Here is a 24,122-nt window from a genome sequence, read left to right as displayed (position 1 = left end):
AGTCACGACCTCAAATCCGGTAACTGTCAGATGAAGTCTGAGTTTCTACACTTTACGTGACGGTGGGTAAGTTCACGGGACTTTCCCGCGACCCTCACCCATTTTACGAGCCGCCCGGTCAGCGGCCTTCCAGCAACGCTCCAGCCTGATCCAACAAAGCCAACGGGTCGGTCGCTTTATGAATGTCCACCGACAACAACTGCCGAAACTTGCGCGCCCCCGGAAACCCAGTACCCAAACCCAGCACATGCCGCGTAATGTGATGCATCGCCCCACCATTGGCCAAATGCTCAGCGATATAAGGCCGCAACTGCGCCAACGCCTCGGCCCGGCTGATCACCGGCGTCGCACTGCCAAACAAGCTCTGATCCACCTCTGCGAGCAAATACGGATTGTGATACGCCTCACGCCCCAGCATTACCCCATCAAACACCTGCAAATGCTCTTTGCATTGCTCCAGTGTCTTGATCCCGCCATTGAGAACAATCTCCAACTCGGCAAAGTCGCGCTTCAACTGCGCCGCCACGTCATAACGCAATGGCGGAATATCCCGATTCTCCTTGGGTGACAACCCCTCCAGAATCGCAATCCGCGCATGCACGGTAAAACTGGTACAGCCCGCGTCCTTCACCTGCCCGACAAAATCACACAGATGAGCATAACTGTCCCGGCCATTGATCCCGATGCGATGCTTCACCGTAACTGGAATCGACACCGCATCACGCATCGCTTTCACACAATCAGCCACCAGGGCCGGGTGGCCCATCAGGCACGCGCCGATCATATTGTTCTGTACCCGGTCGCTGGGGCAGCCGACGTTCAGGTTCACTTCGTCGTAGCCTGCCTCCTGGGCCATGCGAGCGCAGGCGGCTAAATCTGCTGGAACACTACCGCCTAGTTGCAACGCTAACGGGTGCTCGGCTTCGTTGTGGCGCAGGAAGCGTTCGTGGTCGCCGTGCAGGATTGCGCCGGTGGTGACCATTTCGGTGTAGAGCAGGGCATTTTTGGAGAGTAGGCGCAGGAAGTAGCGGCAGTGGCGGTCGGTCCAATCCATCATAGGTGCAACGCTAAAGCGCCGAGACAGTGCGGGGCTTGATTCTGCTGGGCTAAAGCTCTGTTTATCTAGCATTTTACTCAACGTGTTCTTGGCGTGTTTTAGGGCGTTTTCAGGCGTTTTTCAGGGCTCGGTGGTACGATGTACCACCTCAAAACTGACGCGTACCACTTTCGATATGGCGACTATCAGGGCAAGAAAACTGGCGGATGGGACTGTGAGCTATACGGCTCAGATCCGCATCAAGCGCGACGGAGTGCAAGTCTACCAAGAGAGCCAGACCTTCGCCCGGAAACAGGCAGCCCAGACTTGGAGCGTAAGCGTGAGTCGGAGCTTGATGAGCTTGGCGCGATAGAAAGGGCGAGCCGGCAGGGCGTCACCGTCAAAGAAATGATCGAGCAGTACCTGCTGGAAGTGGAAAAGGCCCGGCCGTTGGGCAAAACCAAGAAGGCCACGCTTGAAGCCATCGACAAGATGGATATCGGCAAGCTCAACGATACTGACGTCACCACCCAATGCCTGGTCGACTTCGCCCTCTGGCGAATGAGCCGAGAGGGTGGCGGGGTTCAGCTACAAACCGCTGGCAACGACCTGGCGCACCTCGGCGCTGTTCTGGCGATTGCCAGAGATGCCTGGTGTTACGGCGTGGTTGAGTTTATGGCCCTCTGGTTCCCACCTATCAAATCCTCCAGCCATAGTTAACGATGATCGTTATGTCCAACCCTTGTGAGGGCTCTTTATTGTGGGTACAATAATTTAATGCAGATTACTTATGACCCAGCCAAAGACGCTCGCAACGTTGAAGAACGTGGACTCCCATTTGCCCAAGTGCGGGACTTTGAATGGTCTACGGCCTTGATCGTGGAAGATGATCGCTTCGACTACGGAGAGTGCCGGTATCGGGCGATGCGGTTCACGTCATCAGTTTTCGTAAAGCCAACAAACGGGAGGTCAAAAGCTATGACCAAGAAACTCAATCCTGAGATGGTCGATACGGCAAACCCTGAATGGTCGGCCAAGGACTTTGCCAAGGCCAAGCCAGCCAGCGACGTGTTGGCGGGGCTGTTTGGCAAGGCTCAGGCAAAGGAAATGCTCAAACCAAAGCGTGGTCGGCCAAAGTCGACAGCCACTAAAGAACACGTCAATGTTCGTTTTGATCCTGAGGTGCTGGAACAATTCAGGGCCTCTGGGCCTGGCTGGCAAACGCGAATGAACGCTGCCCTGGCTGACTGGCTCAAGACACATACGCCAGATGAATTGAAGGCATAGTCACCCGAGTTCATCGCCGAAACAAAAAGCCGCCCATGAGGCGGCTTTTTGCTGTCTGGGGATTGGCTTTTCCCACAGGAGAAATCCTGTCCAGAACGATGAAGTTCTGTCCTGCAATGACGTGAAAAACCCCAGTAAAACATAGCATTGGCAGAGTGTCACAGCAAGCTTTAAAGGCTGTTCGGACCAGTAAACACGGGGCTTTCAGGTGTATGAGGCTCTGCCGGTGCTGGCATTTGCTGGGGCGGTCGCGAGGTCTTGGGGAGTTGGCGCTCCACGGGCTGAAGGGGCGGGGGCTGACGTGCTACAGATCTGGGGCAGTGACGTGCTTCAGCACCTGGCGCGCGCCGTCGTCCCCCCACCTCGCCTGCGGGCTAAATGGGTCGTTTTTTCTGCGCCCCTGCGCCCCTGCGGACCACTCTCACCGGCTCAGGCTGGGCGCTTGCTTGGTGTTTTGGAGGGGGCAGAACCCAGGGGAACCCTGCGAGGGTGGATGTTTTGCGCAACGCTTATAAGCACGCACGGATGGCTGAATTCAGTAGGTACCTCGGGAAAAAGGTTAGTTTTTTTTTGAGGGGGATATTTGGGTTGGAAGGCCCGTGTTTGTTGGGCTTGAGCCCTAACTTTGATAGGTTAGGTAAGGTTAGGTTGAAGGTTGTGAATATGTAACATGCTGTTTTTAAAGAGATTATTATATTGAATATTTAACACTAATAAAGGTTAGGAAATAACCAGACCTAACCGAAAAGCTAACCTTGCCAAATCTTCGAAAAGCCATAATTGACAAGGCTTTCAGGGCTCCCAGCAAAAAACTAACCCTCCTAACCTCATTCCCGTGGGTCAACATGAAAACGCGAAAGATGCCTAGGGCGAGGCGCTTTTGAGGATGCGTGCTGCATTGCGCAGCACTCACAACCTTTACGTTCACGCGCTCGCACTCTCACCCATACAGCGTCAGATGTTGGCGTTGGCAGTGGATGTCGGGATTGGAGCTACAGGCACTTGCTACAAAAGAACGCGCGGGTTCTTTCTAGTCCTGGGGGCTGGTTTCGCTACCTATGGGGCGGCCCTACGCAACTCTGTAGGGCCGACTTTTCATCGTGCTCTTAGCTGGATAAGTTCATGTGTAGCAGCGGGAACGGCCTGCCTTCACCATCCAAAGGAGAGCGACCTGTTTGAACGAATCCGTAATGGAGATAGAAGCCTACCGCCTGGGGATTTTGCTCGTTTACGTCAACACTCATCGTATAGCTCGAACTGCGGGCGTGATTCAGTAGCGCACGGCCTATACCTTGGCCGCGAAGATCAGGATCAATGAAGAGCATTTCTACGTGGCTTTGATTGAGTCCAATAAAGCCAAGCGGACAGTGTTTCTCGTCTACCGCAATCCATACATCAACGACGGGTAGATAGACGTCGCGAAGCTGCGGAAGCAGAGCGTCTATGTCGGACTCTTGAAGGAAGTGGTGAGTAGCGCGAACGGATCGCAGCCAAATGTCGAGCAGTTGCGGGTAGTCGGCAGCATTGGCCTGACGAATGATCATGAAATCAACCTTATACACTTGATATCTAAATATAGGCGCGCCAGTAAATAGCGGCCGTGTAAGTGTCGGCATCTGTATGACCGATTCGCGAGTTAACGCCTGGGCGGTGCACGGCAGAGGTAGCCGAAAAGGAGGGGAAGTGAAAAATACTTTGTGTTTTTCGATGTGTCAAGAAAACGCGCGCTTGAGAGGCGTCAAGTGCCCGCGCACTCAATTCAGGTGCTAAGGAGAGGCTTCTACAGGACGAGGGGTACAAAAATGGTGCTGATGAAATCAACTGTGGTTGGGTGGTATACGGCGAGATAATTTAGCGTTTGGCAGTGTTGAATAACAACAGTACATAAGAGTCTTCGCCCGGCTCTTCGATGCGACTAACAGGGGTATCCGCTGGTACGACCGCCCGCCAAAATTTTAGCCCATTTATGTTGTCAACCATGGTTGAAACTCGCCAGGCACCTGCGTGTAATTTAAAGAGTATACGCACCGCCTCTCTTCCGATTGAGTTGCCGCGATACGGTTTCGTTACAAAAAATTCGGCCATCTCAAATAAGGGCGCATCGCTCAATGTTCTCACAAGGGCAAATCCAGCAACCTTGCCATTCGCAAGAATAAAATAGAGGTGCCTTTCAGTTTCCTCCCAGTAAAGTGGACGGTACGGATACGCTGTATTTACACCAAGTTCATGTAAGTATTCGACCGGCATAGTGGTTAAAATTTCTTGCGAGTTCTTTGGCGCAATTTTAAGTTCAGTATTCACTACTTGTCCTTGAGTTAAGATTGGCAGAGCATTTTTCTGCGGAATAGAAGAGCTCCCAGCTTACCCATTAAAGTCACAATGGATTTGCATGCTCTCTGTTTGGTTATGGTGAATTCTGAAGCCGCACTGCTCAAGTGCTCCTTTGACATGTTTAATAATAGTGATGTGCTCCTCCGCTCTAATATGCTGAAGACTCAACGATGTAAAGACTCCCAAAGGCAGAAATCGCAGTCTTTTTCCATTCAGAAGGATCGACACATCTACATGAGAGCCATCCACGTCATGCCCATTGGAGCCAAATATATCACCCACTTCGCTCTTTCGACTTGGGTAGCATGTGCAAAATAGCTTGATGCCTAGCCATCTTGATATGTGCCTGAACGTACCAAGCCTGCTACTTTTATTTTCATATCCGCGAACGAGCAGTAGTTTGACGGATGATGGGAGCTTTGACTGGACTTCAAGCAACTTAAGAAATACATTTTTTTCAATTAATACTTTCGAGGATGGCCAGCGAGGTGCAATTTTTAAACCTTGGGTTTCCCCTTTAAAAAGTATCAGCATGTTGTTCGAGCTCTTACGGTTTCTCTGTTTGACTTCGTAAGATCTTATCATGCGTCAGCGTATTGAGTATTGTGCTCACAATTCGATGCTCAGGGAAAACGTCTCGAGTGAGACGGGTGTTGGCCAACCATGTTGAACGACCGCTTTTGGCCGATTACCGTCTGTCGTGAGGAGCAGGGCGTCACTGCGTGGAAGTAGTGTTGGTACGAAAGTGGTACGTAGGTTTCAGGTTTGCTCTGTAGGTCAAGGAATACGTGGCCTATAGTATTAGTTGTTCCAGTCCATCCTAGGTGCAACCGAAAAACGGCGAGAAAGTGGTGGTGACGTAATTTGTAGAGGCATTGAGGTATCTGGATGGGGCGGCGAAGGGGGATCCGTTTATCAGGAACGGAGTGGCCCCGTTGATGTCGGGTATTGCGAGACTTCCCACATCAGTCGACACGCCCAGGCAACATCCCGACTAGCACCTCGTCCTTGTCAATAAAGTGATGTTTCAGCGCCACTACCATGTGCCCACCCACCAGGACTCCGCATAACCATGCACTGTAGGTATGGATCGCCTTTGCCAGGTCATAGAGGCTTTTATCTGGCTCCACCAGCGGCGGCAGCAAGAATAATCCCGCAACCAGGATGGGTTTGTCGGCGACCGAACTCCAGTACCAGCCGGATATCGGCAATCCAACTAGCGCTACGATGTACAGCAGCAGATGGCCGATGAACGCCGCACGTTTGACCAGTGGCGTCATCGTATCGGGCATCGCGGGTGCTGCATGGGTCAGGCGCCAGGCGATGCGCAGGACGATAAGGAATAGCAGCGTGCTGGCCATCGCCTTGTGTAAGAAGGTGAGTTGATGCTGCGGGTTGAATTCATCGCGCCAGTGAACGGCCACGATCCCCACGCCCCAGGCGACAATCCAGATGAGTGCCATGCCCCAGTGCAGCCACTTTGCCGTGGCCGTATAGCTTTTTGCCTCAGTCATCTGGATATGCGCCTCCCTTTTGAGAAGACGCGATTATCGACAATTGGGCCTGTCGGAAAACCATAAAAACTCGATGATTCCCATCGGTTTTTCTGATTTCTGAATTTCCCTACGTTGCCCTGTTACTCGTCTGGTACGAAGTCTCAGCCTTCAGGATGCGCCAGCAAAAAGCCGAGCAAGTGCTCCAAAAAAGCCTCCGGTGCCTCCTCCATCACAAAATGCCCACAATTCGTGATGATCGCCCCGCGCAGGTCAGTTGCGCGCCCCTGGAGTGTCATCAGTGGCGCATCGTTGGTGGCATGTTCAGCTCCGATAGCCAGTACTGGAATTTCCAGCATGCGGGTAGCGCGCTCGGTGTTTTGCCGGATTGTTTCGGGAATCGCGCGGTAATAGTCGAATCCCGCACGCAAGCCGCCGGGTGTCGAGTAGGCGCGAATGTAGACGTCGGAGGCAACGGCGTCGCGGTGGAATGACCAGCGGTCGAACATGAAGTTGAGGTACGTCTCCTCCCGTCCGGTGATGAGGGCTTCGGGCAGGTCTTGGATCTGGTTGAAGAGGAAGTGCCACAGGAAGATGTTGTGTTCCGGCGCGACAAAAATCGGTGGCGGTGGGGCCAGGCCGGGTATGACGGCTTCGGTTACGGTCAGTGTGCGCACGGCGTGTGGCTGGTCGCTTGCCAGGGCATAGGCTACCCACATGCCGACATCGTGCCCGACCAGGTGATAGCGTGGGATCCCGAGGCCCAGCATCGTCCGATGGAGCACGTCGGCAATATTACCGGTGTCGAAGCCCAGTGCAGGCCGGTCTGAGTTGCCAAGGCCGGGCGGGTCGACAGCAATGGCCTGGAAGCCCCGAAGTGCGAGGGCTTGCATGATATGGCGGAAGGCATACCAGGTTTGTGGCCAGCCCGGGATCAGCAACACTGGCTCCCCAGTTCCGGCCATGACGCAGTGGATTTTCTTGCCATCGATTCGCACATAGTGATGTGTGAAATCGTCGCCCGTACGCAGCGATGTGGCGGTGTGCGCGCTCATGGTCTTGCCTCGTGCTGCAGGCCGAGCATAGCCTGGATCTGCCGCTGATCGACCGGTGCACCGGCGAAGTCGTCAAAGGCCCGGTTGGTGACTTCAATGATGTGTCGATTGATAAACTCGACGCCTTCGCGGGCTCCGTCCTCCTGGTTTTTCAAGCAGCACTCCCATTCCAGCGTGGCCCAGCCTGGATAGTCGTATTGGGCCAGCTTGGAGAAAATGCCTTTGAAATCCACCTGACCGTCACCCAGTGAGCGGAAGCGTCCGGCACGGTCGGCCCAGTCGCTGTATCCGCCGTAGATACCCTGGCGGCCGGTGGCGTTGAACTCGGCGTCCTTGACGTGAAACATGCGGATGAACGACTGGTAAATGTCGAGGTAGCTCAAGTAGTCCAGTTGTTGCAATACGAAATGGCTGGGGTCGAACAGGATTCGGCAGCGCGGATGCTGGTCAACCCGTTCGTAGAAGCGCTCGAAACTGGTGCCGTCGTGGAGGTCTTCGCTGGGGTGGATTTCGTAGCAGAGGTTGACGCTTTTTTCGTCAGCAAGGTCCAGGAGCGGTCGCCAGCGTCGGGCCAACTCATCGAATGCGGCATCGATAAGACCTTCCGGGCGTTGCGGGAAGGGGAACAGATAGGGCCAGGCGAGAGAGCCGGAAAACGTGCCCAGGTCTTCAAGGCCAAACCTTTGCGAGGCCGTAATGGTCAATTTCATGCGTTCGATCGCCCACTCGGTACGGGCCTGGGGCTTGCCCCGCAGTGGCGCTGGAATGGAGGCGTCCCACAAGGCGTCGTAGGCAGGATGAACCGCCACCAGTTGGCCAAAAATGTGGCTGGTCAGTTCACTGATCTGCAGGCCATGGTCGCCGAGCATGCCCTTGATGTCATCGCAGTACGCTTGGCTTTGCGCAGCCAGTTCGACATTGAAGAATCGGCTGTCCCAGGCCGGAATCTGCAGCGCCTTGAAACCTTGTGTCCTGGCCCACTGGGCGATGTTCTCCAGGCTATTGAAAGGCGGCTCGGCGGCGCTGAATTGCGCCAGGTGCAAACTAGGTCCTTTAAGCGTACGCATCAGATTGTTCCTATTGTTTGTCGATCAACAAAGAATAGGCCTGTCCATTCATTACCGTCAACTCGATATGAGTTAAAGTGATGAAATCACACCCACAGGTAAGCAATTAATGGCCGGACGTCCGCGCGAATTTGATAGGGAAGCGGCATTGCAGCGCGCCATGTTGTTGTTCTGGGAGCAAGGGTACGAGGGCACCAGCATGTCGGCGCTGGTGGAGGCGCTGGGCATTGCCTCGGCGAGGATTTACGCCGCTTTTGGCAGCAAGCAGGCGCTGTTCCGTGAGGCGGTGGCTTTATATGAAAGTGGCGAGGGTGGCTTTGCCGACTATGCGCTGGCGCAGGCAGACCTGAGAAGCGCGATCAGGGGCATGTTGGACAATGCCATCAGCACATACACGCAATCGGGTCGTCCCGGCGGTTGCCTGGTGGTGAGTGCCGCAAGCAGCACCAGCCCGGACGGTGCCGAGGTTCAGCAATGGCTGCGTGAGCACCGCCGGCAACGTACCCAGTCGATTATCGACAGATTGCAATACGGACAGGAACGCGGCGAGCTTGGCGAGGATGTCGACGTGCAGGCGCTGGGGGACTTTTATGCGACCTTTTTGCACGGTATTTCCATCCAGGCGAGGGATGGTGTTACGCCTGAGCGTCTTCGCCAGTCTGTTGAGGTGGCGCTGAGCCAGTTACCAACACGACCGCCAAGTCCAGAACAGACGCCCGATCCAGCCGGACCATGATATTCTGCGCGCCATCTTGGTCTATTCTCTCTCTGGTACGCACTCCCGAATGCGTACCGGCAGGGTAGCTGTCGCCGAGGTAGCTGAAGCCAATAATGATAAGAAGTCAGCGCAGAAGGGACATAAAAGTGAGGTCGATACGTCGGCCTTGTGTGCCCACCCTGCAGCTCTTGCGAGTACGGGAACCAGCAAAACATTGCCTGATGTTTTGTGAACCACGGTTGCCGGAAGGTTGAGGGCGGTAGGGCGGAAGGCGTTTTATCATAGGTGCTACGATGTTTAAAAAAGTGAACACTGCCCTGCTGGGGCTGGCTTTGTCGATGGGGATTACTTCCGTCCAGGCGGAAGAGGCAAAGAAAGTTGATGTACTGCTGATCGGCGGCGGCATCATGAGTGCGACCCTGGGTGTCTGGCTCAATGAGCTGGAGCCGCAATGGTCGATGGAGATGGTCGAGCGCCTGGACGGCGTCGCCGAAGAAAGCTCCAACGGTTGGAACAACGCCGGTACCGGTCACTCGGCCCTGGCTGAGTTGAACTACACCCCGGAAAACAAGGACGGCACCGTTGAGATCCCGAAAGCGGTCGAGATCAACGAAGCATTCCAGATCTCCCGCCAGTTCTGGTCGTGGCAGGTTCAGCAAGGCGTTCTGAAGAACCCGCGCTCGTTCATCAATTCCACTCCGCACATGAGTTTTGTGTGGGGCGATGACAACATCAAGTTCCTGAAGAAGCGTTACGAAGCATTGCAGGCAAGCCCGTTGTTTGCCGGCATGGAATACTCCGAAGATCCGGTCCAGATCAAGAAATGGGTTCCGTTGATGATGGAAGGGCGTGACCCGAGCCAGAAAATCGCGGCTACCTGGTCTCCGATCGGTACCGATGTGAACTTTGGCGAGATTACCCGCCAGTTCGTTGCTCACCTGCAGACCACGCCGAAGTTTGATCTGAAGCTGTCGAGCGAAGTGCAGGACATCACCAAGAACGCCGACGGTTCGTGGCGCGTCAGCTACAAAAACCTGAAAGATGGCACCAAGACCGAGACCGACGCCAAGTTCGTGTTCATCGGCGCGGGCGGCGGTGCCCTGCACTTGCTGCAAAAGTCGGGTATTCCTGAAGGCAAGGAATATGCAGGCTTCCCGGTTGGCGGCTCGTTCCTGGTAACCGAGAACCCAACGATTGCCGAGCAGCATCTGGCCAAGGCCTACGGCAAGGCTTCGGTGGGTTCGCCACCGATGTCGGTTCCGCACCTGGACACCCGTGTGCTGGATGGCAAGCGCGTGATCCTGTTTGGCCCATTCGCGACCTTCTCCACCAAGTTCCTGAAAGAAGGCTCGTACCTGGACCTGCTGACCAGCACCACCACCCACAACATCTGGCCAATGACTAAAGTCGGTATCCGCGAATACCCACTGGTCGAGTACCTCGCCGGCCAACTGATGCAGTCGGATGACGACCGCTTCAAGGCGCTGCAAGAGTACTTCCCGAACGCCAAGAAAGAAGACTGGCGCCTGTGGCAAGCCGGTCAGCGTGTGCAGATCATCAAGCGTGACGAAGAGCAGGGCGGCGTCCTGAAACTCGGTACCGAAGTGGTCAGCTCCGCCGACAACACCATCGCCGGCCTGTTGGGTGCATCGCCAGGTGCGTCCACTGCAGCACCGATCATGCTGACCGTGCTGGAAAAAGTGTTCAAGGACAAGGTCGCCACCCCGGCCTGGCAGGAAAAACTGAAGCAGATCGTGCCTAGCTATGGCACCAAGCTGAACGGCAGCCCTGAGCGTGTTGCGCAAGAATGGGCCTACACCGCCAAGGTTCTGCAACTGACGCCTCCGCCTGCCATTCCTGCAATGCCCGCTCCGCAAGCGACCGAGGCTGCCAAGCCTGCTGCCGAGCCGAGCAAGCCTGCGGCTGATATCGCGCTGTAAGCGGTTGACCAGGTCCTGAAACAGGATTGAGTCGACACTTGAAAACCCGCTGAACCGGTAACGGTCAGCGGGTTTTTTGATTGCGGCTTTTTATCGAAGAGGTTTAGGGTTGGGCTCTAGCTCGGTTTTTTTGTTCCCAACAGCCGCACTTCCTTGAGCAACGCCGCCCCCAGTTGCTCGGTACCCAGTTCCTTGTACCCCACCGCCTTGATCTCACCATTCTGTTCCGCCTGGATGATGATCACGGGTGTCTCCTTGCCTGTACCCGCTTCGACGTGCAGGGCGTATTGGGGAATATCCATCTTGATCGGTGTACCTGCCGCCTTGCCTTTCACATTGATCAGAAATGCCGCACAACCATTGTCGACATCGTCGTTGGTGGCAGACCGCCCGCTGACAAAACAGCTCTCGGGCAGGTCGGGCCAGGCGATGGTTTGCGCCAGGGCCAGGGTGGGTGTCAGGAGCAGGGTTGCGAGCAGAAGCGTGCGCACGTTGGGCGGTCTCTCAAGAGGCGGTGGAACATAGGTTTACCAAAGCAGGTGCATTGCAGCAACGCCAGGGTTCAGCCCAGGCGTTGCATGCCGGTGGCCTTTGCGGCGTCGATATCAAAGGTGGCGGTGTATTCGCACCCGGCAGCGTGGGCACAGCGTTCAATCAGGCAGTCGGCGAAATCAGCCTTGTTCGTGGTAAAGCGGCGCACGGCCTGCCAGATGACTGCGGCATGTTCGATGATCAGCTCACGGGTGCGCAGCAGGGTTTCCAGAACCGCCACTACTTGCGTCTTGGTGCATTGGTAGCAGCTTTGTAATACCCACACCAACTCCACCACCGCAACCAGGCTGACGAAACCCGGCGCAGCAACGGTCAGGGATTCGATCAGGTCCGAGGCCTTGGCTGATTGAGCCGGATCATCCTGGGTGACATAGCGCACCAGCACATTGGTATCCAGGCCAATCATCGCGCTTTTGCTCCCTGCGCAGCGATTGCCTGATTCATCTGTTCAATGCTGACGGCCTTGGCGGGTTTGCGGATCAGGCCCTTGAGGTCCTGGACGCTATGGTTGGCGGCGATGATGGCAAACTTGCCATCTTCCATTTCGACAAACTCCACCCGGTCTCCAGTGTCCAGGCCCAATGCGGTCCGAACTTGAACGGGGATAGTGATTTGCCCTTTTGAGGTGAGTGTGGCGGTGGCCATAATGAAGATCTCCATCGGGATACTCCTTACCCTAGGGTAAGGAATGATGGAAGACAAGATCCGTTGGTCCATAGGTCGCTCTTTAGGTGTCGGTGGGTCGGAATAGATAAAACCTAGTCCGGATTCCTGCCAACGACACCTGTAAAAAGACCCTTAAAGCGCTACAACATATGACCTGGCAGTTTGCCTGTTACTGCACCACGCGATAGCACGGCACATACGCGGCCCCACCGGGCAATTTCATCCGGTGCTGCTCCACAAATGCCTTCAGCAACTCATCCAGCGGCTTCATGATGGCCAGGTCACCGTGGATTTCATACGGACCGTTCTGCTCGATCAGGCGGATGCCTTTGTCCTTGACGTTACCCGCCACGATCCCGGAGAACGCCCGGCGCAGGTTGGCTGCCAGCTCATGGGGCGGCAGCGCGTGGCTCAGTTGCAGGCTGGCCATGTTTTCGTGGGTCGGGTCGAACGGGCGCTGGAAGCCTTCGTCGATTTTCAGCAGCCAGTTGAAGTGGAAGGCGTCGTTGCGCTCGCGGCGGAACTGTTTCACGGCTTTTAAACCGGCAGTCATCTGTCGCGCGACTTCAGCGGGGTTGTCGATGATGATCTGGTAGTGGGCCTGGGCCGCCTCGCCCAGGGTCGCGCCGACAAACGCATGCAGTTGTTGCAGGTACGGCGCGGCCTGTTTTGGCCCGGTGAGGATCACCGGGAACGGCACGTCGCGGTTGTCCGGATGCATCAGGATACCCAGCAGGTACAGGAACTCTTCGGCCGTGCCCGCGCCGCCTGGGAAGATGATGATGCCATGGCCTACGCGCACAAAGGCTTCCAGGCGTTTTTCGATATCCGGCAGGATCACCAGTTCGTTGACGATCGGGTTTGGTGCTTCGGCGGCGATGATGCCGGGCTCGGTAAGGCCCAGGTAGCGCCCGCCGGTGATACGTTGTTTGGCGTGGGAAATGGTCGCACCCTTCATCGGACCTTTCATCACGCCAGGGCCGCAACCGGTACATACATCAAGGCTGCGCAGGCCCAGTTCATGCCCGACTTTCTTGGTGTATTTGTATTCTTCGGTATTGATCGAGTGCCCGCCCCAGCACACCACGATCTTCGGCTCGACTCCGGGCCGCAGCGTACGCGCGTTGCGCAGCAGGTGGAACACGTAGTCGGTGATGCCCTGGGAGGTGCTCAGGTCGATGCGCTGGCTGTCCAGTTCGTTCTCGGTATAGACGATGTCGCGCAGGGCGCTGAACAGCATCTCGCGGGTACTGGCGATCATTTCGCCATCCACGAACGCGTCAGCCGGTGCGTTCAACAGTTCCAGGCGCACGCCACGATCCTGTTGATGGATGCGCACCTCAAAGTCCTTGTAGGCGTCGAGGATGGTCTTGGCGTTGTCGATATGGGCGCCGGTGTTGAGGATTGCCAGGGCGCACTGGCGGAAAAGTGTATAGATGCTGCCGGAGCCGGCTTCGCTCAGTTGCTGGACTTCCCGTTGCGACAGCGTTTCGAGGCTGCCCTTGGGGCTGACGGAGGCATTGATGACTTGGCGTTGAGGCATTCTTATTCCCTGAAAGCGCAGCCACCGGGCGATGAATAGCCAGTGGCATGAGGATGACGAGCGCCGAATACGGTCGCACAGGACGGGCATTTTCCCTGCCCTACAGGCAGGACGCAAACTCCGTCCGGCCTCATCATGCCGCAGAATGTGCTGAATCTGCGTGCATGTCGGGAAAATATAGTGCCTTTCCCCGCTGTGGATTGGATTTTGAGAACAGAAGAATTGCGACTATCGTGACGCTTCGGTTTTTCGGACGTCATAGACCAGTACGATTGACGCCGTAATGGCCACCATTGGCCATCGGCACCTTGGAAGAGGCAGAAATTTTATGATCATCAAACCGCGGGTTCGTGGCTTTATCTGTGTGACCGCTCACCCTGTTGGCTGCGAAGCGAACGTCAAAGAGCAGATCGACTACGTGACCGAACACGGTGCCATCGAAGGCGGCCCGAAGAAAGTCCTGGTGCTCGGAGCGTCCACCGGCTATGGCCTGGCAGCGCGTATCAGTGCCGCTTTTGGCTGTGGCGCCGATACCCTCGGCGTGTTTTTTGAAAAAGAAGGCGAAGAAGGCAAGCTCAGCTCTGCCGGCTGGTACAACAGCGCCGCTTTTCACAAGTTTGCCGCGCAAAAAGGCCTGTACGCCAAGAGCATCAATGGCGATGCGTTCTCTGACGAGATCAAGCGCCTGACCATCGAAACCATCAAGAAAGACCTGGGCAAGATCGACCTGGTGGTCTACAGCCTGGCCGCGCCACGCCGCACCGACCCGCAAGGCGTAGTGCATAACTCTACCCTCAAGCCGATCGGCAAGGCTGTGACCCTGCGCGGGATCAACACCGACAAGGGCGTTGTGGTCGACACCACGCTGGAGCCGGCAACCCAGGAAGAAATCGACGGTACCGTCAAAGTGATGGGTGGCGAAGACTGGCAGCTGTGGATCGACGCCCTGCGCGACGCCGACGTATTGGCCGAAGGCGCCAAGACCACTGCGTTCACCTACCTGGGTGAAAAGCTGACCCAGGATATCTACTGGAACGGCTCCATCGGCGAGGCCAAGAAAGACCTCGACAAGAAAGTCCTGACCTTGCGCGACAACCTCGCGGCACTCAAGGGCGATGCCCGTGTATCGGTGCTCAAGGCCGTGGTCACCCAGGCCAGTTCGGCGATCCCGATCATGCCGCTGTACTTGTCGCTGCTGTTCAAAGTGATGAAAGAGCAGGGCACCCACGAAGGCTGCATCGAGCAGGTCTACGGCCTGTTCAAGGACAGTCTGTACGGCAGCGAGCCTAAGCTGGACGCCGATGGCCGCCTGCGTGCCGACCTGGCTGAGCTGGAGCCGAAGGTCCAGGACGCCGTCGCGGCGCTGTGGAACCAGGTCACCGATGACAACGTCAACGAGATCAGCGATTTTGCCGGCTACAAGGCCGAGTTCCTGCGCCTGTTCGGTTTTGAGATCGATGGCGTGGATTATGAAGCCGACGTCAATCCGACCGTGAAGATCGAAGGTCTGGTCCAGGCTTAACCCCCTGTAGGAGCCGGCTTGCCGGCGAAAAACCTGAGAACAACGCGGGGTGCCAGGCACCCCGCGTGATCATTGAAGATTTTCGCCGGCAAGCCGGCTCCTACAAAAATGCTCACATTTACGAACCGTCCTACCGTCCCTCGTTGGTCCATTCGTAACCTCGCTGTGCCAGACTGCATCCGTTATCACACTGAGCTAACGGAGGATCTCCATGACGATTCGTGCAGTAGTTTTTGATTTCGGCGGTGTCCTGTTTGATTGGAGCCCGCAGCACCTGTATCGCAAACTGATTACCGGTGACGAGGAGCGGCAATGGTTCCTCGACAATATCTGCACCCAGGCCTGGAATACTGAACAGGACGCTGGGCGCACCCTGGCCGAGGCCACCCGCACCCTGATCGCCAAACACCCGCAACATGAGGTGTTGATCCAGGCGTATTACGAGCGCTGGCATGAAATGCTGCGCGGCCCGCTCGCAGGTGGCGTGGCGATACTTGAAGATTTACATGAAGCCAAAGTACCGCTATTTGGCCTGACCAACTGGTCGGCTGAAACCTTCCCCTATGCCCGCGCCAACTATCCATTCCTGAAATACTTTCGCAATATCGTGGTGTCCGGCGAGGTCAAGTTGATCAAGCCTGACCCGGCGATCTACCGTGCGAGCCTCGATCAGGTGCGTGCTGATTTGCCGGACATCAAGCCTGAGCAAGTGGTGTTTATCGACGATGTGGCCGAAAACGCCAATGCCGCCAGTGCCCTGGGCTGGCGTGGCATTCATCACGTATCACCCGAGCAGACCCGCCGCGAACTACAGGGCCTGGGGCTGAGTTTCTAGCGCGCCCATTGTTCAATCACGAAGTCGACAAACGCCCGTAGCTTGGGCAGGCGATAGCGGTCCTGCGCATATAGAAGGTGCATCGAGCGCGAAGGTGACTGATAGCTTGGCAGCAGCGCCACCAGCCGGCCCGCCAGCAGATCGGCGCCGACCAGGGCGTCGGGCAGCATCACGATGCCCATGCCTTCGACGGCGGCACGGTGCAGGGCCTGGGAACTGTTGATGGTCATTGGGCCGGACACGGCGACTTCAACTTCACCCTCGGGCCCCCGCAGGCGCCAGAGTTTGTCGGCGTTGCGCCAGTCATCGGTCGAAGGGTAGGCGAACGCCAGGCAGTCATGGTCCTGCAAATCCATGGGCTGCCGGGGCGTACCCCGGCGCGTGAGGTATTGCGGCGAGGCGCACAGGGTCATGGTGTAGTCCTGCAACGGCCGGGCGATCAGGCTGGAAGGTTGCAGCTCACCCAGGCGGATTGCCACGTCGAAGCCGCTGTCGATCAGGTCCATGGCTTGATTGCTCAACACCACGTACAGCTGGATCTGTGGATAGCGCCGGGAAAACTCACTGAGCGCCGGTGCCAGGCGCTCGGCACCAAACGCCGGCGGGGCGGTGATGCGCAGCAGCCCTTGTGGTGCCTCGGTATGGACTTGCTCAGCCAACTGCTCGGAGTTGGCCACCAGCCCCAGCACCTCCAGGCAGCGCTGGTAATAAAGGCCGCCGAACTCGGTCAGGCTTTGCTTGCGGGTGGTGCGCTTGAGCAGGCTGACGCCGAGGCGCTGTTCCAGGGCACGCAGGTGATTGCCAACCATGGTGGTCGACAGTCCACAGGCCTGGGCTGCCGCAGTCATGCTGCCGGCCTCCACCACTTTGACGTAGACGGTCATTGCCTGGAACAGATCCATTATCAACCCTTGGTTCAAAGTCATTGCAGATATGTGCAGTTTATCCAGCTTGAGTGGCTAACGATACTAAGGCCCAGACCCCGATGGAGCCCGATGCCATGACCGCCGCTTGCCTGATGACTACCTATCAACCCCTGGCCCTGAGTTTTACCCGTGGCCTGGGCACACGCCTGTGGGACCAGCAAGGCCGTGAGTACCTCGACGCCGTGGCCGGGGTCGCCGTGACCAATGTCGGTCACTCCCACCCACGGCTGGTGACCGCAATCAGCGAGCAGGCCGGGTTGCTGCTGCATACCTCCAACTTGTACGGCATCGACTGGCAGCAACGCCTGGCGCAACGGTTGACCCAGTTGTCGGGCCTGGATCAGGCGTTCTTCAACAACTCCGGCGCCGAAGCCAATGAAACCGCGTTGAAACTGGCGCGCCTGCATGGCTGGAAAAAAGGCATAGAGCAGCCGCTGGTGGTGGTCATGGAGAACGCCTTCCACGGCCGCACCCTGGGCACCATGGCCGCCAGTGACGGGCCATCAGTGCGCCTGGGGTTCCAGCGTTTGCCGGGGGATTTCATCAAGATTGGCTTTGGTGACCTGGCGGCATTGGAGGCGGTGACCCGTGAGTTCGGCCCCAGGGTCGTTGCAGTGTTGCTGGAGCCGATCCAGGGCGAAAGTGGCGTGCAACTCGCCCCGCCGGGCTACCTGAAAGCCTTGCGTGCGCACTGTAGCCAGCACGGTTGGTTATTGATGCTCGATGAGATCCAGACCGGCATTGGCCGTACCGGCACCTGGTTTGCCTTCCAGCAGGAGGGCATTGTCCCGGACGTCATGACTCTGGCCAAAGGCCTGGGCAACGGTATTCCGATTGGCGCCTGCCTGGCGCGTGCCGCGGTGGCCAAGCTCTTCACCCCCGGCAGCCACGGCAGCACCTTTGGCGGCAACCCACTGGCGTGCCGTGTGGGTTGTACGGTGTTGGATATCATTGAGGAGCAAGGCTTGCTGGAGAACGCTGCCCGTCAAGGCGAGCGGCTGCTGGCGCGGCTACGGGTGGAATTGAGCGAGCATCCGCAAGTGCTGGCGATCCGTGGGCGCGGCTTGATGATCGGCATTGAACTGGCCACGCCGCAACGCGACCTGGCCGAGCGGGCCGCACGGGAGCAGGGTTTGTTGCTCAATGTCACGCGGGGCAAGGTCATTCGCCTGCTCCCGCCCCTGACCCTGGATAGCAAGGAAGTTGAGATGATCGTGCGGGGCATCGCGCGGTTACTGTAAACCTGGCCCGTTCAGCCACTCTTGGTTCATCGTCTGGCTATCCCCCAGGTATTCCAGCAGCCAGCTCATGGCCGGGGACAGTTTGTTCTGCGCCCAGGCCACGCAGGACGGGCTGGCCGGGAAGGGCCGGGACAGTTGCAGGGCGGCCAGTTCGCCGCTGTCGATCAGCGGTTGCACCAGGTGCGCCGGAACCATGCCGACGCACAGCCCGTCTTGCAGGCAATCCATGGCCGATGCCCAGTTGGGGACTACCAGGCGTCGCTGGTTGTCCAGGGTCCAGGTATCGCGCTTGGGCAGGTTGCGCGAGGTATCGGTCATGCAGAGTGATGCAAAGGGCCGCAGTTGATCGTCACTGAGCAAACCTTCGACCTGCGCCAGCGGATGCCGGGCGCTGACCACGCACAGCCAGTTCAACAGCCCCATGTCGCGAAACGTAAAGTGGCTGGCCACCGGCACCGCGCTGGTGGCGCCGATCACGATGTCGGTGCGCTCGTCCGCCAGGGCGTCCCACACCCCGTTGTACACCTCGTATTCCAGCAACAATTCCACTTCCGGGAACTGGCGATAGAAATCCAGTACCAGTTGCCGGCACCGCTGTTGCTTGACGATGGAATCCACCGCCACTTTCAGCTGGCCGCTCCAGCCATTGGCCACCTGCTGGCACAGCCGGCGGGTACCGAGCATGGTTTTCATCACGCCGCGGGCTTCGTCGATAAACAGGCGGCCGGCAGGTGTCAGTTCCACATCACGGTGGCGGCGGATAAACAACGGCACCGCCAACCATTCCTCGATCTGTCGTACTGTGTAGCTGATGGCCGAGGGCACGCGGTGCAGTTCCTGGGCGGCGGCGCTGAAGCTGCCGTGACGCGCCACCGCATCCACCACATCCAGGGAATATTCGGACCACATGGGCGCTGCCTTCAAAAATATTGATAAGAGTGTCCAATTATTATCGCTTCACAGGGCGACTGTCAGCTTCATAATAGGCGTCAGTCAGCAAATTGTTTGATGGCAGGACCTACAAGGCTTCAATGAAAAACTCTTTTGGTTTCACCTGGTACCTGGCGGGGCTGAGCATGCTCGGCTACCTGGCCATGGATATGTACTTGCCCGCGTTCGGCGCCATGGGCGAACACCTGCAGATTTCACCCGGTGCGGTGGGTGCCAGTCTGAGCATCTTCCTCGCCGGTTTTGCCGTGGGGCAACTGCTCTGGGGGCCGCTGTCTGACCGCCTGGGGCGCAAGCCAATCCTGCTGGCCGGCCTGAGTCTGTTTGTGCTCGGCTGCCTGGGGATGTTCTGGGTCGAGACCGCGCCGCAACTGCTGGCGTTGCGGTTTGTGCAGTCGATCGGGGTGTGCAGCGCCGCTGTCAGTTGGCAGGCGCTGGTGATTGACCGATACCCGGCCGACAAGGCGCACCGGGTCTTTGCCAGCATCATGCCGCTGATGTCCCTGTCGCCGGCGCTGGCGCCGCTGTTGGGTGCGGTGGTGTTGAATCACTGGGGCTGGCAGGCGATCTTCGCCGTATTGCTGGGCGTCTCGCTGTTATTGCTGGTGCCAACGCTGTTGCTCAAGTCCATGCCCAAACGCCTGGCTGGCGACGGCGAAAAAGCCCGGCTGGGCTACGGGCAACTGTTCAAGTCGCGGGTGTTCACCGGCAACGTGATGATCTTCGCCGCGTGCTCCGCCAGTTTCTTCGCCTGGCTGACGGCATCGCCGTTTATTCTCGGTGGCATGGGTTACAGCCCCAATGACATTGGCCTGAGCTATGTCCTGCCGACCCTGGCGTTTCTGGTGGGTGGCTACAGTTGCCGCAGTGCCTTGCAACGGTTCCAGGGCAAAGTCCTGTTGCCCTGGTTGCTGGTGGCGTACTGCATCAGCATGGTGGCGCTGTATCTGGTGGCGACCCTGACGGTGCCGACACTGACCACCTTGCTGATTCCGTTCTGCCTGATGGCCCTGGTCAACGGCGCCAGCTACCCGATTGTGGTGGCGAATGCGCTGATGCCCTTTTCGGAAAACTCCGGCAAGGCTGCCGCGCTGCAAAACACCCTGCAACTGGGCTTGTGCTTCGTCGCCAGCCTGCTGGTGTCGTCGCTGATCGAGGAGCCCTTGCAGATCACCGCAATCGTGATGCTGGCGACCGCGCCGCTGGCGGTGTTGGGGTATTGGCTGGCGCGGCCCAAGTCGGATGAGTCGGAGCTGGCGGCGGCTTAAAACGTCACTTCCATGTTCACGGTTGGCGTCGAGGTGCGGCTGCCACGGCCGCCATCCACCCCGAACTTGTTATGCCAGTATTCGTAGCCCACGCCCAGGTACAGGTTGGGCTTGACGCTTTTGCCTGGCCGCACCGCGACCATCAGCGCGGTGCGCATCAGGGTCTCGGCCGCAGTGTCGCGGCTGTTGTAGTCGTGGCCCTTGTCACCGACATGGTTGATGAACCCCTGGAATTTTGCGCCATGGTTGCCGATCTCGAACGGGCGCATCCAGGTCAGGTTGAGCATGTAGGTGTCGTCGAAGGTGTGGTTCGGATCCTTCGCCCCAGGGATGCCGGAATGGTTGTTTTCCTTGTAGTACATCAGGCTCAGGTCCAGCACCCCGACCGTGTTGAACTTCAGGGTCGGCCCGATCACCAAGGCGCGCTTTTTCGCCGAGGCCAGGTTGTTGTTGCGGTTGGCGTCGAACCCCAGGGTCAGCGCGTAATCCTTGATCAGCCCCGTGCCCAGCGGCTGGTCAAATACCCGTGACGCATACAGCTGGTGCCGATAGACCGCATACACTTCACTGCCGCCGTGATCGGTGCCCTTGCGCGGGTCGCGGCTGTCGGACAGGAACACGTCGAGGTTGAGGAAGTTACTGCCGTACTGGTAGCCGCTGGCGTGGGTGAAGCTGTAGATGCGTTTGCTGAAGTCGTCGGGGTTGTTCGGATTGGTGAATTGTTGCCCGTAGCGAAATCCTACGCTGTTGTTCATCCATTCCACCGCGACAGCCTCCCCGCCGCCGAGGAGGGTGAGTAATACGGTTGCGCCGTGCAGTGCCTTTTTCATTGTTTTAATTCCTTTGGCGTTTTGGCTCTTGGCAGCCGTGCAAGGGTTGCCGGGCGCAGTATCGGCACAACCGCGGTGACGCTCAAAGAACAGAATGTCGACTGGGCCGCTGCCGAATCGGCAGCACTGAAGTTGGCCTGAAGGTCAGGAAATGCGCGGTGTACAGGGTAATTCCTCGCGTTCACGCAAAGCGATTTCCTCGCTGATCAGGTGGGCCATCGACTCGACTGCCGTAGGCAAATCCCGACCCTTGCGCGCATACAGCCCCAGGTCGCTGAACATTCCGCCCTGATCACTCAGGGGGATATGCAGCAACTCCCCCCTGGCCAAATCGGCCTCGATCCCGATCCGCGTCTGGAACGCCACCCCCAACTGCTGACGCGCCAACTGCCGCGCCAGTTCCATGGAGTTGCTTTGCAGCAATGGCTTGTGCGCAGCCGGCGAACGCTTGTGCAGCGGGGCGATCAAGTGGTGGATCGACAGCTCGCTGTTGGCCTGGATCACCCCGTGTTCAGCGCACAGGGTGTAGCTGACGCTGGCGTGGGAGGCCAGTGGGTGCCCCGGAGCCACCAACGCACCGAGGCGGAAATGGCCGACACACAGTTGCGTGGTTTCCGCGCTGCGCGGCAGGGCAAAAGCCAGCCCCAGGTCCGCCTGGCCGTTGATCACCGCTGCCGGAATCGATTGTGAACCCTGCACGGTCACACCGATGGTCACCGCCGGATAGCGCTGGCGCATGCGCTTGAGCACGGCCGGCAACAACTCCACCGTGGCGCCTTCCACCGTGGCGATTTCCACATGCCCGGTCTGCACTTGGTTCAATCCTTCCAGTTCGCCGCGCACCCGTTCCACATCCTGCAGCACCAGGGTCACATGGCGGGTCAGGATTTCCCCTGCAGCGGTCAGGCGCAGCCCGCCGGGCAGGCGTTCAAACAGAGGCGCGCCGACTTCGTCTTCAAGCTTGAGAATTTGCCGGTTCACTGCGGACGATGCCACGTTCAGCCGGCGTGCGGCTTCGCGGATCGAATGGCAGCGACGGACCATGTCGAAGTAGCAAATGGCTGCCGAGTGGATACGCAGCGTGCGGTTGAGCATTTTTTTCAGGTCCTTGTGGGCACGGCTTCAAGCCTTGGGGCAGGGCGGCTGAATGGATTTTTGTAACGTCGATGGCAGGTATCTTGTGGAAATGATTGTATACAACTCTATGGACATCCAATCTTTCTATTGCATACAGTGAGCGCACAACAAAAACAGAGATCCCCTCACCATGACTATCCCGAAGGCGTCACCGCAACGGCCAGAAGATGAGAATCTTGGCGTCGCTGCCAACATGGCTTACGGCCTGCAGCATGTACTGACCATGTACGGCGGCATCGTCGCCGTGCCGTTGATCGTTGGCCAGGCGGCCGGGTTATCTCCAGCCGATATTGGCCTGTTGATCGCGGCGTCGTTGTTTGCCGGTGGCCTGGCCACGTTGTTGCAAACCCTGGGCCTGCCGTTTTTTGGCTGCCAGTTGCCGCTGGTGCAAGGGGTGTCGTTTGCTGGCGTGGCGACCATGGTGGCGATTGTCGGCAGCGATGGTGCGGGCGGTGTGCCGGCGATCCTTGGCGCGGTGATGGCCGCGTCGCTGATCGGGTTGCTGATCACCCCGATATTTTCGCGAATTACCAAGTTTTTCCCGCCCCTGGTGACCGGGATCGTGATTACCACCATCGGCCTGACGCTGATGCCGGTCGCCGCCCGTTGGGCCATGGGCGGCAACAGCCGTGCCGCGGATTTCGGCAGCATGCCGAACATTGGCCTGGCGGCCATCACCCTGGTGCTGGTGCTGTTGTTGAGCAAGGTGGGCAGCGCCACTATCTCGCGCCTGTCGATTCTGCTGGCGATGGTGTTTGGTACGCTGATCGCAGTGTTCCTGGGCATGGCGGACTTCTCCACCGTGACCCAAGGCCCGATGATCGGCTTCCCCACGCCGTTCCATTTCGGCATGCCGACCTTTCATGTGGCCGCGATCCTTTCCATGTGCATCGTGGTCATGGTGACCCTGGTGGAAACCTCGGCGGATATCCTCGCGGTGGGCGAGATCATCGACACCAAGGTTGACTCCAAGCGCCTGGGTAACGGCCTGCGTGCGGACATGTTGTCGAGCATGTTCGCGCCGATCTTCGGCTCGTTTACGCAAAGCGCCTTCGCCCAGAACGTCGGCCTGGTGGCGGTGACCGGGGTCAAGAGTCGTTATGTGGTGGCCACGGGCGGCCTGTTCCTGGTGATCCTTGGCCTGTTGCCCTTTATGGGCCGGGTGATTGCGGCAGTACCGACCTCGGTACTGGGCGGCGCCGGGATCGTGTTGTTCGGCACCGTGGCGGCCAGTGGGATCCGCACGTTGTCCAAGGTCGATTACCGCAACAACATGAACCTGATCATCGTCGCCACCTCCATCGGTTTCGGCATGATCCCCATTGCCGCGCCAAGCTTCTACGATCAGTTCCCCAGCTGGTTCGCCACCATTTTTCACTCGGGGATCAGCTCCTCGGCGATCATGGCGATCCTGCTGAACCTGGCGTTCAACCACTTCACCGCCGGTAACTCAGACCAGCAGTCGGTGTTCGTCGCCGGCACCGAGCGCAGCCTGTGCTTCCAGGATGTGGCGGCACTGCGGGATGGGGATTACTTCAGCAAAGGCAAATTGTTCGATGCCGAGGGTAAGGAGATACCGGTGGTAGCGGACTCGCAGCACAAAGCGACGGCGCCGGGCAGGGCTGAGACCAGCGAGGTTTAGCCTGAACACCACGCACTAAATGTGGGAGCGGGATTGAACTGGTCCAGTAATTTCGGACATTCTTTTCGGTTCTCACGCTGCTAGC

At 58.0% G+C, this 24,122-nt stretch carries 22 protein-coding genes and 1 pseudogene; 9 read left to right on the top strand and 14 right to left on the bottom strand.

What is annotated here, in order from left to right:
* Window positions 1-118 precede the first annotated feature (118 nt).
* Entirely contained in the window at window positions 119-1,129 is a 1,011-nt protein-coding gene (gene dusA / locus KL786_RS27620) for a tRNA dihydrouridine(20/20a) synthase DusA (protein ID WP_215519593.1), read from the bottom strand.
* 103 nt (window positions 1,130-1,232) lie between these two features.
* Here dusA and KL786_RS27615 point away from each other — a divergent pair.
* Together KL786_RS27615 and KL786_RS29765 are read left to right on the top strand one after the other, a co-directional pair.
* A pseudogene (locus KL786_RS27615) lies at window positions 1,233-1,696 on the top strand (site-specific integrase); the annotation flags it as partial.
* Between the two features lie 318 nt (window positions 1,697-2,014).
* On the top strand, window positions 2,015-2,323 hold the full coding sequence (locus tag KL786_RS29765; RefSeq protein WP_149412960.1) for a BrnA antitoxin family protein: 309 nt from the start codon (window positions 2,015-2,017) through the stop codon (window positions 2,321-2,323).
* A 1,106-nt stretch (window positions 2,324-3,429) separates the two neighbouring features.
* On the opposite strand, the gene KL786_RS27605 is transcribed toward KL786_RS29765, so the two are convergent.
* From KL786_RS27605 to KL786_RS27585, 5 genes are all read right to left on the bottom strand, one after another.
* On the bottom strand, window positions 3,430-3,867 hold the full coding sequence (locus KL786_RS27605; protein WP_215519591.1) for an acetyltransferase: 438 nt from the start codon (window positions 3,865-3,867) through the stop codon (window positions 3,430-3,432).
* 307 nt (window positions 3,868-4,174) lie between these two features.
* Window positions 4,175-4,624: a GNAT family N-acetyltransferase gene (locus KL786_RS27600; RefSeq protein WP_215519590.1), complete on the bottom strand. Its 450-nt coding sequence runs from the start codon at window positions 4,622-4,624 to the stop codon at window positions 4,175-4,177.
* 995 nt (window positions 4,625-5,619) lie between these two features.
* Window positions 5,620-6,168 (bottom strand): cytochrome b, encoded by a 549-nt coding sequence (locus tag KL786_RS27595; RefSeq protein ID WP_215519589.1) that lies wholly within the window; start codon window positions 6,166-6,168, stop codon window positions 5,620-5,622.
* A gap of 143 nt (window positions 6,169-6,311) precedes the next feature.
* A complete protein-coding gene (locus tag KL786_RS27590; protein ID WP_215519588.1) occupies window positions 6,312-7,202 on the bottom strand; it encodes an alpha/beta fold hydrolase in 891 nt (296 codons plus the stop codon).
* The gene (locus KL786_RS27585) at window positions 7,199-8,269 is read right to left on the bottom strand and encodes a sugar phosphate isomerase/epimerase family protein (RefSeq protein ID WP_215519587.1); all 1,071 of its coding nucleotides are present in this window, start codon (window positions 8,267-8,269) and stop codon (window positions 7,199-7,201) included. The genes KL786_RS27590 and KL786_RS27585 overlap by 4 nt, the downstream gene beginning before the upstream one ends.
* A gap of 109 nt (window positions 8,270-8,378) precedes the next feature.
* Between KL786_RS27585 and KL786_RS27580 the strand changes: the two genes are divergently transcribed.
* Both KL786_RS27580 and mqo read left to right on the top strand, forming a co-directional pair.
* On the top strand, window positions 8,379-9,005 hold the full coding sequence (locus KL786_RS27580; protein WP_215519586.1) for a TetR/AcrR family transcriptional regulator: 627 nt from the start codon (window positions 8,379-8,381) through the stop codon (window positions 9,003-9,005).
* A 275-nt stretch (window positions 9,006-9,280) separates the two neighbouring features.
* Window positions 9,281-10,927, top strand: a complete 1,647-nt coding sequence (mqo, locus tag KL786_RS27575; protein ID WP_065942544.1) for a malate dehydrogenase (quinone) — start codon at window positions 9,281-9,283, stop codon at window positions 10,925-10,927.
* Between the two features lie 116 nt (window positions 10,928-11,043).
* Here mqo and KL786_RS27570 read toward each other — a convergent pair whose 3' ends face one another.
* The 4 genes from KL786_RS27570 to ppnN all read right to left on the bottom strand — a co-directional run bounded on the left by KL786_RS27570 (window position 11,044) and on the right by ppnN (window position 13,688).
* Window positions 11,044-11,418: a hypothetical protein gene (locus tag KL786_RS27570; protein ID WP_215519585.1), complete on the bottom strand. Its 375-nt coding sequence runs from the start codon at window positions 11,416-11,418 to the stop codon at window positions 11,044-11,046.
* Between the two features lie 71 nt (window positions 11,419-11,489).
* Entirely contained in the window at window positions 11,490-11,885 is a 396-nt protein-coding gene (locus KL786_RS27565) for a type II toxin-antitoxin system VapC family toxin (RefSeq protein WP_215519584.1), read from the bottom strand.
* A complete protein-coding gene (locus KL786_RS27560; protein WP_215519583.1) occupies window positions 11,882-12,139 on the bottom strand; it encodes an AbrB/MazE/SpoVT family DNA-binding domain-containing protein in 258 nt (85 codons plus the stop codon). Before KL786_RS27560 ends, KL786_RS27565 begins: the two co-directional genes overlap by 4 nt.
* 175 nt (window positions 12,140-12,314) lie before the next feature.
* On the bottom strand, window positions 12,315-13,688 hold the full coding sequence (gene ppnN, locus KL786_RS27555; RefSeq protein WP_032859320.1) for a nucleotide 5'-monophosphate nucleosidase PpnN: 1,374 nt from the start codon (window positions 13,686-13,688) through the stop codon (window positions 12,315-12,317).
* 328 nt (window positions 13,689-14,016) lie between these two features.
* Between ppnN and fabV the strand changes: the two genes are divergently transcribed.
* On the top strand, window positions 14,017-15,210 hold the full coding sequence (fabV, locus tag KL786_RS27550) for an enoyl-ACP reductase FabV (RefSeq protein WP_032859321.1): 1,194 nt from the start codon (window positions 14,017-14,019) through the stop codon (window positions 15,208-15,210).
* A 211-nt stretch (window positions 15,211-15,421) separates the two neighbouring features.
* The gene (locus KL786_RS27545) at window positions 15,422-16,045 is read left to right on the top strand and encodes an HAD family hydrolase (protein ID WP_215519582.1); all 624 of its coding nucleotides are present in this window, start codon (window positions 15,422-15,424) and stop codon (window positions 16,043-16,045) included.
* Here the strand turns inward: KL786_RS27545 and KL786_RS27540 are convergent.
* Window positions 16,042-16,947 carry a LysR family transcriptional regulator gene (locus KL786_RS27540; protein WP_215519581.1) on the bottom strand — a complete coding sequence of 302 codons (906 nt, stop codon included), beginning with the start codon at window positions 16,945-16,947 and terminating at the stop codon, window positions 16,042-16,044. The two genes, KL786_RS27545 and KL786_RS27540, sit on opposite strands and share 4 nt — an antisense overlap.
* Before the next feature lie 98 nt (window positions 16,948-17,045).
* Between KL786_RS27540 and KL786_RS27535 the strand changes: the two genes are divergently transcribed.
* A complete protein-coding gene (locus tag KL786_RS27535) occupies window positions 17,046-18,212 on the top strand; it encodes an aspartate aminotransferase family protein (protein WP_215519580.1) in 1,167 nt (388 codons plus the stop codon).
* On the opposite strand, the gene punR is transcribed toward KL786_RS27535, so the two are convergent.
* Window positions 18,204-19,121, bottom strand: a complete 918-nt coding sequence (gene punR, locus KL786_RS27530; protein ID WP_215519579.1) for a DNA-binding transcriptional activator PunR — start codon at window positions 19,119-19,121, stop codon at window positions 18,204-18,206. The two genes, KL786_RS27535 and punR, sit on opposite strands and share 9 nt — an antisense overlap.
* A gap of 122 nt (window positions 19,122-19,243) precedes the next feature.
* Between punR and punC the strand changes: the two genes are divergently transcribed.
* On the top strand, window positions 19,244-20,428 hold the full coding sequence (gene punC / locus KL786_RS27525; protein WP_032859332.1) for a purine nucleoside transporter PunC: 1,185 nt from the start codon (window positions 19,244-19,246) through the stop codon (window positions 20,426-20,428).
* On the opposite strand, the gene KL786_RS27520 is transcribed toward punC, so the two are convergent.
* Complete coding sequence (locus KL786_RS27520) at window positions 20,425-21,258, bottom strand: nucleoside-binding protein (protein ID WP_215519578.1); 834 nt, start codon at window positions 21,256-21,258, stop codon at window positions 20,425-20,427. The genes punC and KL786_RS27520 overlap by 4 nt on opposite strands.
* A 144-nt stretch (window positions 21,259-21,402) precedes the next feature.
* Window positions 21,403-22,353, bottom strand: a complete 951-nt coding sequence (locus tag KL786_RS27515; RefSeq protein WP_065942537.1) for a LysR family transcriptional regulator — start codon at window positions 22,351-22,353, stop codon at window positions 21,403-21,405.
* A gap of 172 nt (window positions 22,354-22,525) precedes the next feature.
* Here KL786_RS27515 and KL786_RS27510 point away from each other — a divergent pair, with 172 nt between their 5' ends.
* Window positions 22,526-24,037: a nucleobase:cation symporter-2 family protein gene (locus tag KL786_RS27510; protein WP_029293981.1), complete on the top strand. Its 1,512-nt coding sequence runs from the start codon at window positions 22,526-22,528 to the stop codon at window positions 24,035-24,037.
* The last annotated feature ends 85 nt before the right edge of the window (window positions 24,038-24,122 follow it).

It is taken from the genome of Pseudomonas sp. TAE6080 (assembly GCF_018732265.1).
GTDB classification, from domain to species: Bacteria; Pseudomonadota; Gammaproteobacteria; order Pseudomonadales; family Pseudomonadaceae; genus Aquipseudomonas; species Aquipseudomonas brenneri.
This window is presented reverse-complemented; position numbering and strand designations above follow the sequence as displayed.